The sequence below is a fragment of the Clostridium yunnanense genome, assembly GCF_016595795.1.
In the GTDB taxonomy this organism is placed as follows: Bacteria; Bacillota; Clostridia; order Clostridiales; family Clostridiaceae; genus Clostridium_AR; species Clostridium_AR yunnanense.
Genome location: NZ_JAENHN010000006.1, coordinates 267,730 through 279,928, shown reverse-complemented (window position 1 = coordinate 279,928; position 12,199 = coordinate 267,730). Strand labels below are relative to the sequence as shown.

General features: G+C 32.5%; 10 protein-coding genes and 1 pseudogene. 10 read left to right on the top strand and 1 reads right to left on the bottom strand.

Annotated elements, in window-relative coordinates; translation table 11 throughout:
* Positions 1-112: 112 nt before the first annotated feature.
* The 10 genes and pseudogenes from JHL18_RS02320 to JHL18_RS02275 all read left to right on the top strand — a co-directional run.
* Positions 113-847, top strand: a pseudogene (locus JHL18_RS02320) (TIM barrel protein); the annotation flags it as partial.
* A 319-nt stretch (positions 848-1,166) separates the two neighbouring features.
* Positions 1,167-2,096 carry an ArsR/SmtB family transcription factor gene (locus tag JHL18_RS02315; RefSeq protein ID WP_200266015.1) on the top strand — a complete coding sequence of 310 codons (930 nt, stop codon included), beginning with the start codon at positions 1,167-1,169 and terminating at the stop codon, positions 2,094-2,096.
* Between the two features lie 309 nt (positions 2,097-2,405).
* Positions 2,406-3,419 carry a hypothetical protein gene (locus JHL18_RS02310; protein WP_200266014.1) on the top strand — a complete coding sequence of 338 codons (1,014 nt, stop codon included), beginning with the start codon at positions 2,406-2,408 and terminating at the stop codon, positions 3,417-3,419.
* 110 nt (positions 3,420-3,529) lie between these two features.
* Positions 3,530-4,795 (top strand): extracellular solute-binding protein, encoded by a 1,266-nt coding sequence (locus JHL18_RS02305; RefSeq protein ID WP_200266013.1) that lies wholly within the window; start codon positions 3,530-3,532, stop codon positions 4,793-4,795.
* A 156-nt stretch (positions 4,796-4,951) separates the two neighbouring features.
* The gene (locus JHL18_RS02300) at positions 4,952-5,821 is read left to right on the top strand and encodes a carbohydrate ABC transporter permease (protein ID WP_200266012.1); all 870 of its coding nucleotides are present in this window, start codon (positions 4,952-4,954) and stop codon (positions 5,819-5,821) included.
* Positions 5,822-5,839: 18 nt separating this feature from the next.
* Positions 5,840-6,682, top strand: a complete 843-nt coding sequence (locus tag JHL18_RS02295) for a carbohydrate ABC transporter permease (protein WP_200266011.1) — start codon at positions 5,840-5,842, stop codon at positions 6,680-6,682.
* Between the two features lie 33 nt (positions 6,683-6,715).
* Entirely contained in the window at positions 6,716-8,488 is a 1,773-nt protein-coding gene (locus JHL18_RS02290) for a glycoside hydrolase family 2 protein (protein ID WP_200266010.1), read from the top strand.
* 180 nt (positions 8,489-8,668) lie between these two features.
* Positions 8,669-9,070, top strand: a complete 402-nt coding sequence (locus tag JHL18_RS02285) for a hypothetical protein (protein ID WP_200266009.1) — start codon at positions 8,669-8,671, stop codon at positions 9,068-9,070.
* Between the two features lie 365 nt (positions 9,071-9,435).
* A complete protein-coding gene (locus JHL18_RS02280; RefSeq protein ID WP_200266008.1) occupies positions 9,436-9,825 on the top strand; it encodes a hypothetical protein in 390 nt (129 codons plus the stop codon).
* A gap of 27 nt (positions 9,826-9,852) precedes the next feature.
* Positions 9,853-10,671 carry a hypothetical protein gene (locus JHL18_RS02275; RefSeq protein ID WP_200266007.1) on the top strand — a complete coding sequence of 273 codons (819 nt, stop codon included), beginning with the start codon at positions 9,853-9,855 and terminating at the stop codon, positions 10,669-10,671.
* 301 nt (positions 10,672-10,972) lie between these two features.
* On the opposite strand, the gene JHL18_RS02270 is transcribed toward JHL18_RS02275, so the two are convergent.
* Entirely contained in the window at positions 10,973-12,013 is a 1,041-nt protein-coding gene (locus tag JHL18_RS02270; protein WP_200266006.1) for a glycoside hydrolase family 43 protein, read from the bottom strand.
* Positions 12,014-12,199: the final 186 nt, after the last annotated feature.

Sequence of the window (12,199 nt, the reverse complement as noted above, 5' to 3'; positions counted from 1 at the left end):
TATTTGCATGCATATTTTCCGATTACTTTCCTTATTCCGATTGCACTTCCAAAGCTAATTGCTAAAAAAGAAGCTATCACGTTGTGTAATAGCTTCTTTAATCACTCTTAACTTAATGACATTGGGGCTAGATGCAATGGAGCTTCTTTTTGTAAGAAATGTTAATGTAACAGACAAAAATAAGGATGAAATCTTGAAAGCTAAGATAGATAATGATATTTATCTATCAGCTCATGGATCTCATTATATCAATCTAAATGCAGATGAAATTGAAAAGCAAGACCAATCTGTAGAAAGAATTATAAAAGCAGCTGAAGGGCTGGAGAAAGTTAGTGGAAGAAGCTTAGTATTTCATCCTGGATTTTATTTGAAAGATTCAAAAGATGAAACATATAGAACCATAAAAGAAAACCTGCTAAAACTTCCGTGCAAAGGGGTGGATTATAGACTTGAAACAACTGGTAAAGGAACTCAATTTGGCACACTTGAAGAATTGGTTTCTATTTGCAAGGAAGTGAAAGCGTGTAAACTATGTATTGACTTTTCTCATATACATGCAAGAGGAAATGGATCTTTAAAAGATTATAATGATTTTGCTAAGATACTTCAATATGTGGCTGATGAACTAGGTTGTTCTACTTTAGAAGATATACATATTCACATGGGAGGAATAAATTATAATGAAAAAGGAGAGAAGCATCATCTACCCTTATTGGAAAGTGACTTTAAATATATTGAATGCTTAAAAGCATTAAAAGATTTTAAGGTCAAGGGCTGTGTTATTTTAGAAGGACCTATGGTTGAAAAAGATGCATTATTATTAAAAGAGACTTACAAAAGAATATAAATAGCTGTGTTTTCTGATTAGGTGTAAAGAGTTGTTGGAATTAGATTCATTATGACAAGAGTGATGATGGTGTTAGTACTGTTTATCACTCTTTTAATTGGCAATAAATTTAAACTTTCTATTAACTAGTAGAACTCTCAAACAAGACTTGTTATACTTATATTTAAGCAGACCAAAAAATATGGAATAAAGTTAAAAATATGAAATAAATACCTTGATTTTCCAAAAAAATAAATATATAATAAAGATGTAATAAAACATAAATATTGTAATAAAGTATTTTGTTTGACGTTGCATACACGGAAGGGAAGATAAATCAATGAGTAAGATTGTAGATTTGGATTTAGAAAGAAGCGATGAATTGTACAACATAGCTAAAGCTTTAGCTTCTGAAGTTAGATTAGAAATAATAAAGCTTTTGAATTATAATAGTCATAATGTAAACGAAATCGCTGAAAAGCTTAATATACCTACTTCAACGGCTGCACTAAATGTAAAAATTCTTGAGGATGCTGGTATTATTAATACAGAATTGCAACCTGGAGTAAGAGGATCTATGAAGGTGTGTAGTAGGAAGATGGATAAAATAAACATACAACTTGATACCGTGAATCTGCATTCGCAAGATAATTCTTTTTATATTAATATGCCGCTTGGAAACTTTGTTGATTGTGAAGTTAGTCCAACCTGTGGTATGGTTAATGAAAATGGCTTTATAGATTCAGAAGATGATCCTAGAAGGTTCTATAATCCTATGAGAACAACAGCTCAACTTATATGGTTCTACAAAGGTTACATAGAGTACCGCTTTCCAAATAATGTTCTTCAGATAGGAAAAGAAAAGTTGTTTGAAGTATCTATGGAATTATGTTCTGAAGCACCTAACTATAGGAATAACTGGCCTTCGGATATAACAATGTGGGTAAATGGAGTGGAAGTTGGAACTTGGACTAGTCCTGGAGATTTTGGTGGTCGAAGAGGAAGATTAAATCCTATATGGTGGTCTGATGGCTGTACCCAGTATGGGATGTTGAAAACCTGGAGAGTTAATAAGGAAGGGTCTTTCATAGATGAAACAAGAATATCAAGTGTTAAAATTGAGGATTTAAAGCTTAAAGATGATAAGTTTATAACTGTTCGAATTGGAGTAAAAGAAGATGCTAAACATGTAGGTGGAGTGAATATCTTTGGTGAAAAGTTTGGCGATTACGAACAGAATATAGTTATGAGAATAGATTACAGTATGTAAGATATAGATTATCTTTGGAAATTTGTTTTAAAGCTCTCACCATTTTTGGTGAGAGTGGCAGAAAAGGTATATTTAATTCGAAGTTGTACATGCGTAGTGAGGTTTGTGTAATAAATTGTAGTATTTTTTTACTTAATCCTACATAAAAATTATTATATTACAATAAATGTGGTTTATATTGCTGTTTTTATGAAAAGCATATAGCGAGCAGACTTAAAAAAAGAATTTCGATGAAAACGATGTCAAATGCTGATGAAGATAGTGTTGATTGTATTAAATTTACTAAGTTACAAAAATATGAGGTGTACGATGAAAAGAGATTTTTCAATAGACATATTTAAAGGACTTCTGGTTATTGGGATGGTTTTGGTACATATAATGCAGTTTTTTTCAGATCAAGCTATATCACCCTCTGTAGAATATGTAATTAATATAGGAAATGTAATCACTTTTTCTGGATTTGTATTTTGTTTTGGGTATGTTGCTGAAATTTCTTATTTGGAAAGAGATCTTAAGAATGTATATAGAAAAATAATAAAAAACAGTATAAAAACATTAATAGCTTTTTATGTTTCTGGTAGTGCATTTCAGCTATTTGTAGCAGGTAGTCAAATTGAATGGAATACTTTCAAGGAAATAATTTTATTAAATACTATGCCAGGATGGTCTGAATTTTTAGCATCTTTTGCTTATTTTAGTTTTGTGACCTTAATACTTTTTGTTCCTTTTAAAAAGGTTCTAAGTAACAAGATTTTATTTTGGATAATTTTCTTTAGCTTATTTTTAACTTGTTTTATACCATATGAAAAGGTAACAATTAATCAATTAGGCGTACTTATTGGAACTAATAAATTTGCAGCTTTCCCTGTGCTGCAGTATATGCCTTTTTATATGTTAGGAATGTACTTTGAAAAATATGACATAAAGTTCAATTTAGCCTTTGCAGGAGGTGCATTATTATTAAGTGTGTACCCTCTATACGAGATAATTGTATTAAAAGCACCGCCTTGCAGATTCCCCCCTTCAATAGCATGGATAGTAGCGCCAATGTTTATATTATATTTGTACTATTTGACAGCTATTATCCTTGAAAGATTTGCTCTATATTTAAGCCCTATTATAGCTTTTGGACAAAATGTGCTCTTTTGTCTAGTAGTAAGCAATATATTTATTTTCACTCTAGACTCAAAGTTTAATAAATTAACACTAAAGCCTTTACAGTGCCTATATATGGAAGTGATTTTCTTAGCTATAGTATATTACTTAGTATCAATAGTATCAAAGATAAAGAAATCATCTGATAATATTATTAAAATGTCTTAGTGAACAATACTTTTATTAATCAGTAAATGAAAATTTTTTTGCTTGTATACGTAAACCTTATCATAGATTTACGTTTTAACATAGAATACATTATTTTTGGAGGAGATATTATGAATCGTAAAATTAAAACAATCCTTAGCATTGTACTTTCGACTTTAACTATTACCTCATTATTTGCTGGATGCGGTAAAGGGGGCAGTTCTGCCACTTCAGCATCTGCATCTAAGAATGAAATCACACTTTGGACACCGCTTACAGGCCCAGATGGTGACACAATGACTTCAATGATAGCTGAGTATAATAAGACAAATCCAAAATATAAAGTTAAACACGTACCTATAGAAGCAAATGATATGTATACAAAGATACCTAGCGTTGTAAGCTCAGGTAAAAATGTTCCTGATTTAACTATTGTACATGCTGAAAGAATTCCTTTGTTCGTAAAAAATGATATGTTAGTTTCTTATGATGATGCTATATCAAAGGATGGAAATAACCTTAAGGAAGAGAATTATCTAAAAGAAGGATGGAGAGTCGGAGCTATAGATAACAAGAGATATGGTGTTCCATTAGATGTTCACTCATATGTTACTTACTACAATCCAGATCTATTAGCTAAATATGGGCCTCATGTACTTGATGACGGAATTATAACAATGGATGAGGTTAAGGAAGTGGGAGAAGCTTCTAAAAAAGATAAAATTCCAGCAATAGGTGTTGATTGGATGAGAGTTATGACCTTAGCTTGGATAAAACAATTAGGTGGAGATATAACTTCTGATGGAACAAAGCCAACTGTTAATACTCCAGAGGCTGAGAAAGCCTTAACAACAATGAAGAGCTTTGTTACAGATAAGATTGCAACACAAGATGGTGATGATCCACAACAATTATTCATGAATGGAAAATTAGTTTTCTGGCCAGAAGGAATTTGGATGCGTAATGGTTTGAAAGATGCAAAATCACCTTGGAAAATGACTAACTTTATGACTTTTGACAAGAACAAGCTTGTTAACTGGTCTTCTTCTCACAACTTTGTAATGTTTAAAAACCCAGCAAGAGATGCAGATAAGACACAGGGAATTATAGACTTCTTAAAATGGTTACAAGCTAATTCATTAAAATGGGCTACTGATGCAGGACAAAATCCAGCTTCAATGGCAGTTCAAACAAGTGCTGAATTTGCAAAAGAGCCACAAGCTTTCTTAGCTAAAGAACCAGAAGCTCTTCATGTATTCAACTATCAATACTACGGATATGTAGCTGAGTCCCTTGATAAGATTGTATTAGATACAGTTTTTGGTAAGATGGATATTAAAAAAGGATTAGAACAAGCACAAAAGGAAACAGAAGATAGAATAGCTAGCGGTAAGTAGTTATATTACTTAATGAATGTGTTGAAATTAAGGTGTCCTATTCTGTGGAACTACCTTAATTTCAACAATATTATTATAGATGTACCAGTTCGAACCGAAATATATTTTTAAAACTTCTCAAATACAACTCTATATTAGGTGAGGTGAAACAATGTAATGGAGAAAAGGAAGTACACACCATATGTGTTTATAGCGCCGCATTTGATTCTATTTATAGTTTTTTTCGGTATTCCAGCTATATTCGGAATAATAATTTCTTTTACTCAGTGGAATCTTATGGGTACTCCTCAGTGGGTAGGACTTAAAAATTACGCTGAAATATTAGCTAATTCTAAGTCAACATTTTATACTCAATTTCATAATGGATTAAAGAACACTCTTACTTTTACTTTGTTCAGTGTGCCTTTTTGTGTAATAGTTCCGTTACTATTGGCTGCAGCTCTTAATGCAAAGCCTAAAGGGCACAAAATATTCCAATCTATATTTTACCTTCCAACTCTTTTTTCAATTTCATCAGTTATATTGGCTTGGGGATTTTTATTTAATAAAAATTTTGGACCAATAAATAAGATTTTAGGTCAGTCCATCAATTGGGGTGGAATTCAACCATATGTATGGATTGCTATTATAACTATCACTGTTTGGTGGTATATAGGTGGAAACATGGTTATATATCAAGCGGCCATAGCAGGTGTACCAGCAGATTTATATGAAGCCGCATCGCTTGATGGAGCTGGAGCTGTGATGAAGTTCCTGAAAATCACATTACCTTCAATAAAAAATCAACTTGCGTATACTCTTGTTATGACAACTATTGCCCAGCTTAATATATATGGACAGCCTCTAATGTTCAGTAAGGGGGGGCCTGCAGGTTCAACCTCTGTACTTTTGATGTATATAAGACAAACAGCATTTGGTACTGGTGAATCAATCGCTGGTATAGCATCTGCCATGGCAGTTATGCTTGGATTATGTATAGTTTTTGTCGCATCACTGCAATTCTACTTTCTTAGAGATAAAGATTAATTAAAGAGGTGATGAAGAATGGTATGGATTAAAAAGAAGGGGCCAAAAGTTGCCGCATTTATATTTCTTTTTGTGATGGCGCTTATTTGGATACTTCCAGTCTTATATGCAGTATTATCTTCGTTTAAATCAAACGTAGAGATCAATTCAGTGGGTTATAAATTACTTCCTCAGCAGTGGATAGTGGAAAACTATGTTAAGGTGTTAACTAATTTTGATAGTGCGCCAATAGTTAGATGGTTTTTAAACTCTTTGCTTATAGCAGTTTCTCAAACTGTCTTAGTTCTAATAATAGCTTCTTCTGCAGCTTATGCCTACTCAAGGCTTAAGTTCAAAGGAAGGGACTTTATATTTTGGATTCTACTAAGCACTATGATGTTTCCAAGTATAGTCAATCTTATTCCATTATACAAAATAGTAAGCATGTTTAACTGGATAGACACACCTCTTGCTATTATAGTTCCAGGTGTCTCAGGTGTATTTAACATATTTTTAATAAAGCAGTTCATGGTAAGCATACCTAAAGAATACGATGAATCAGCAAGGATAGATGGTGCTAGTGATTTTCAAATATATTTTAAAGTAATATTACCACTTATAAGACCTGTATTAACAGTGGTAGCTTTATTTACTTTTACAGGAGCTTGGAATGACTTTTTGTGGCCATCAATTGTATACAACAATATTGAAAACTTACCATTAACCCCTGCACTGCAGCTTTTTCAGGGAATGTATGTAACAGATTATGGTAGATTAACTACTTCGGCGGTTATAGCCATAATACCGACATTTATCTTATATTTATTTACTCAAAAGTATTTCTTAGAAGGACTTAATTTATCATCTGGTATTAAGGGATAGAATAAAAACAAAACAACAATAGGAGGAACCGATATGGCAATAAATAATGTTAGAAATGAACATCCACGCCCAAGCTTTGAAAGGAAGACTTGGTTAAATCTAAATGGAGAGTGGGATTTCGAATATGATGATAATGATTTAGGAGTAAAAAGTAAATGGTACCAAAATAAAACCTTTAGTAGAAAAATCGTGGTACCTTATGTGTTCCAAAGTGAGCTTTCTGGTATAAATGAACAAGAGGTTCATGATATTGTATGGTACTCAAGAGAACTTAATATTCCAGAAGAGTTAAAAAATAAGAGAATAAATCTTCATTTTGGTGCAGTTGATTATAAAGCGGATGTGTGGGTAAATGGGAATCATGTTATAACTCACGAAGGAGGACATGTTCCTTTTTCAGTAGAAATTACTGATGTACTTAAAGATAGTGGAAATAAATTAGTGGTTAGGGTAGAAGATTATACTTATGATTTAGAGCTTCCTAGAGGTAAGCAATACTGGAAGGAAAAATCAGAGGGGATATTTTATACTAGAACGACAGGAATATGGCAAACTGTATGGCTTGAGGCTGTTTCTGAAAATTATTTAAAGAACGTGTGGATTACTCCAGACCTTGATAATAAAAAAGTACATGTGGAGTATGAGCTAGATAGGAATTCTAGTAACACATATCTAGATGTCACAATAACATTAAGAGAAAAAATAATTGTTCAAGATAGAATAAGTATAATAAATGGAAGAGGAAAAAGAGATTTCTGGTTAGATCAGAATATTACTATAGATTGGAATCACCAAGAATCCTGGGCGTGGACTCCTGAAAATCCAGTGCTTTTTGATATTAATTTTAAAGTTATAGCTAACGATGAATGTATAGATGAAGTTAACTCGTACTTTGGACTTCGAAAAGTTTCTATAGTTTCAGGAAAGTTTATGCTGAATAATAGACCTTATTTTCAAAAGATGTTATTAGATCAAGGATATTGGGAAAAGTCACTGCTGACTGCTCCTAGTGATGAAGATTTTGTGAAGGATATAAAACTAAGTAAGGCTATGGGTTTTAACGGTGTTAGAAAGCATCAGAAAATTGAAGATCCTAGATATCTTTATTGGGCAGATAAGCTTGGCTTCCTTGTTTGGGGAGAGATAGCTAGTGCATATAATTATTCGAGAATATATGCTGAACGTATTACTAAAGAATGGATGGAAATGATAAAGCGTGATTACAATCATCCTTGCATAGTGGCGTGGACTCCTTTAAATGAATCTTGGGGAGTTGAAGGCATAATGAATAACAAGAATGAACAGGCTCATTCGGCTGCTATGTATTGGTTAACTAAATCATTAGACCAAACAAGGCCGGTTATATCAAATGATGGATGGGATCATACAAAAACGGATCTTCTTACAATCCATGACTATGAATGGAGAAATGAAGTTTTGAAAGATAGATATTCATCTTTAGATAAGATACTTAATTCTACACCAGCAGGAAGAACCATAGTTGCTCAAGGTTGGGAATATGAAGGGCAGCCAATTATTGTATCTGAAATGGGTGGAATATCTTATCAAAAGAGTGATTGGAAGGGATGGGGATACTCCTCAGCATCCTCCGACGAAGACTATATTAAGAGATACTATGATGTTATATCTCCACTACTTGAGTCGCCATTGGTGCAAGGATTTGTATATACCCAAATAACTGATGTAGAACAGGAGATAAATGGATTACTTACTTATAAAAGAGAGCCTAAAGTGGATGTAGATATAATAAAATCTATAAATGAAGGAAAATGGAAGCCTAATTAAAGAGTTCCTATATCGAAACTTAATTTATACTTGTTCGAAAATCATGCACCTATGAATTTTCGGGCACGTATAAATTAATAGTTGAGTTAGGAATTCTAGAATATTCCTTTTAAGCAGTAATCTATAAAGATACATGTAGATTGCTGCTTGTGTACATATTGAAATGGAAGGAGCATATCTGTGGATAGAAAGTTTGAAAAGATACTAGCTTATATAGGGGGTTCGTGGCAAATAATATCAGGACTAATCACTATAATTCCGTATTCAACTATGATAAAAAGACAAGGAATTAACGTAACAGGCAATTCACAATTATCTATAAATGCAACACAGTCTATTATTGATAGCATATATTCTTTTAGTACCACCATAGGAATATTGTTTGTTGGAATAGGACTGCTTAATTTATATCTATCAAAAAGATTAAAAAGCGGTGAAGTGGAAAAAAAGATTCCTACTTGGTTTATATGTTGCGGAATAATTTCTTTATTTGTAATGGATTTAATAAGTTGTGTAGTTTTTGTTGCATCAGGTTTAGTTGCTATGGCTAGGAATAAGTCCATTAGAGTGATAAATAATTAAAAAATAGAAATCAATGGTTGAATAGTGATTATGATCTCTTTAGTAAAAATACCCTAAAGCAATATTAAGACTATATTAGCAATATAGTCTTAACATTACTTTAGGGTATAACTGTTTGGGAGTATATAAAAAATCAGTATAATCAATCTTTTGAGCATTTTGAAAATTGATTTTGGAACGAACTATATTGGCTTACCCCCTAAAAGAAAAAAACGTTTTCGTATGTAATAGTAAAAGAGTTTGATAGGATAGTTAGTGTTTAGGATAGAGTTAAGATAAATTTTAAAACAAACTATATAGATCTACCCCCTCAAAGGGAAAAATGCTTTCGTATATATTAGCAAAAGAGTTTGGGAGAGGATGATATGAAAGGAAAAGTTATAGCATTATTAATAAGTACTGCATTCCTATTAGTTGGATGTGGGAGTAAAGGAACTACAAATGACATTATACAGGGAAATAAAGTTAGTACAACTCAAGCTAATACTGAGCAGTCAAGTACTATAGAAACTAGTAAAAAACAATCTGGTTCAACGGAATCAAGTACTACAACACAAAACACTACGAATGGACAGGCTGAATCTAGTGGTGTTTCAGGTTCTAACTCTACTAAAACTAAAAATGTAAAAGCCTTAACTCAAGAACAAAAATCAGAGATAAGGCAAAAAGTCGGAACAGCTATAAATAATGTAAATAATGCCTTAAAATCAATACAAGATGTGCCTGATGTGGATATAAGTGAAGCAAATAAATAGATAAACAATAATAGGAGGAATAAATTTATGAAAACAAACAAGGTAGTATCTTTAATTATTGCAGGATTAATGCTTATGCCAAGTACAATGGTTTATGCAAAAGGTAACGACAAAGAACACGGTAAAAGTGCTCAAGTAAAACAACAAATTACTCAAGTAAAAACTACACAAAGTACTTCCACTGAAGTAACACATGGAAAAGGAAATTCTCAAAAACAGAATTTGAGTGTAAATAGCGTAGGCGCTAGTAAAAAAGAAGAAGCACAAGCTAATAAAGAAAGTAAGCAACAAGAAAAATCAGCATTTAAATCACAAATAAAATCATTACATACGCAGATGACAGCTCTGAGACAGCAAATAATTCCTTTACAAAAGGAAGTAGGTCAAAAGAAAGAGCAACTACAAACAATATTAAAACAATTAGAGTCTGGAGAAAAAACTTTACCTACAGATATGTTAGAGGAATTAATAACTCAGTCTCAAAAGCTTCTAGGTGATGGAACAAACTTAAAGGCTACTTCTGGAGTCACAAGCGATGCTACTGAGTCTGAAAATAACTTGAAAAGCGGTAAGTTTAATAATGCTGTCACTTCATTGAATAAGGTAATTGCAAAGTTTCAAGCAAGACTTACTGCACTTAAGCAACTTAATACAGACCTTGATGCAATGCTTGTAATAGCTAATCAAGCTACAACTCCAGTGCCAGAGACTAATACAACGTCTCCAACACCAACAGATTCAACACAACCAGCTACACCAACTGAAGATACTTCTAATACAACAACTACACAACCTGCAGATACTAACACCACACAGCCTACAGAGAGCATAACTACATCGAATTAGTTATGTAAACCTGTAAAGATACCTGTGGTATTTTGGTAAAGTGTTCAAATGTCATAGGTAGAAAAATAAGCAGTTAATGATAATTAGTAATTTTCATTAACTGCTTATTTACTGTAAAAGAAAATATAAAGATTTGACTTAGTTAAAACTTTAATTTCAATTGATTTAGAAGCTTGTGTGTATACATTAAAAAATAAAACTTATTTGCATGTAAGTTTCCTAGTATGCACTGGAGAAGATATATGCGCAAAAAATCACTGAAGAAAGTGGCTTCAGCGATTTTTCATTATAGGTATTAATCCTATTTAGGTGTACCTGAAGGAACCTCAATAGATTTTTCAATATTAATAGGTTGACCAAATTTAGGATAATCATTCTCCCAGGTGAATTTTTGAGTTCTTATACTTCTGCCATCCCATCCGCCATTAGCTGCTTCGCAAGCATGATATACAATCCAATCTTCACTGCCGTCAGGTGATTTTACAAAGGATGCATGACCTGGACCATATGCAGTTTCAGTTTTAGAGAAAACTGGCCCTGATTTTTTCCAAGAAGAAGGGTCAAGTATGTCTCCATCAGTATTAGTTAAAAGACCTAGACAGTAATCTTCAGTCCAACTTCCGCTAGCAGAGTAAACGATATGAATGGTATTACCTTTTTTTAATATCTCCGGTCCTTCATTAATGTAAGGTTGTCCAATTGTCTCCCAAGATTTTTCAGGCTTAGATATAAGTATTCTTTTCCCGGATATTGTATATGGATTACTCATTTCTGCAATATATAAGTTCTGGCTTACGTTTATGTCACCATCCCATCCAGACCAAATAAAGTACAATTTCCCTTTGTTCTCTAGAACAGTCCCGTCGATGGCCCATTTGTTTGTATCGTCGCCAAGTTTACCTTTAAAAATATATTCGCCTTGTGGATCTTCAGTTTTGCTCTCTAATACATACATTCTATGATTTTCATTTTTTCCATCATCTGCGGCAAAATAGATATACCATTTATTATTTATAAAATGTAATTCTGGTGCCCAAGTTTCTTTGGAGTACTCTTTTGCAAAAGGTGATGTCCAAACGTTTACAGGTGCATCAACATCAATATCTTGAAGTCTCTTAGTTTTAGTTACGAAGATCTTATTGTTTCCGTTTGAATAGCAGTAATAGTAATATCCATCTTTCTGAATAACCCAAGGGTCGGCACTTGGAGCAGATCTTATGGGATTTGTAAAAGTTTCTTTCATCTCTTTTTTACCTCCTGTAAAATGATAGATTAAGGTAATTGCTGCGGTTAATAATACCGCGAAGATTAGTATAAATGTAAGCATTCTAGACTTCTTCATAAAACACCTCCTTATTAATAATTAAGTCTTTTTGGTTTTATAGTGAAATATATAATTTTTATACAAGCTAAGTTTAGTGATTTTAATGACTTTATTAGTTTTTTATATAGTAGAAAACAAAGCTTATCTGTTTGTAAGATTCATGGTATGAAGTGCTTACAATTATATTATAATATATTTTATGGT

What these genes read in the sequence shown, in the direction of transcription:
- JHL18_RS02295 (WP_200266011.1), top strand. Translation starts at nt 5,840, where the DNA reads ATGGTATGGATTAAAAAGAAGGGGCCAAAAGTTGCCGCATTTATATTT.
- JHL18_RS02300 (WP_200266012.1), top strand. Translation starts at nt 4,952, where the DNA reads ATGGAGAAAAGGAAGTACACACCATATGTGTTTATAGCGCCGCATTTG.
- JHL18_RS02305 (WP_200266013.1), top strand. Translation starts at nt 3,530, where the DNA reads ATGAATCGTAAAATTAAAACAATCCTTAGCATTGTACTTTCGACTTTA.
- JHL18_RS02280 (WP_200266008.1), top strand. Translation starts at nt 9,436, where the DNA reads ATGAAAGGAAAAGTTATAGCATTATTAATAAGTACTGCATTCCTATTA.
- JHL18_RS02275 (WP_200266007.1), top strand. Translation starts at nt 9,853, where the DNA reads ATGAAAACAAACAAGGTAGTATCTTTAATTATTGCAGGATTAATGCTT.
- JHL18_RS02315 (WP_200266015.1), top strand. Translation starts at nt 1,167, where the DNA reads ATGAGTAAGATTGTAGATTTGGATTTAGAAAGAAGCGATGAATTGTAC.
- JHL18_RS02290 (WP_200266010.1), top strand. Translation starts at nt 6,716, where the DNA reads ATGGCAATAAATAATGTTAGAAATGAACATCCACGCCCAAGCTTTGAA.
- JHL18_RS02310 (WP_200266014.1), top strand. Translation starts at nt 2,406, where the DNA reads ATGAAAAGAGATTTTTCAATAGACATATTTAAAGGACTTCTGGTTATT.
- JHL18_RS02270 (WP_200266006.1), bottom strand. Translation starts at nt 12,013, where the DNA reads ATGAAGAAGTCTAGAATGCTTACATTTATACTAATCTTCGCGGTATTA.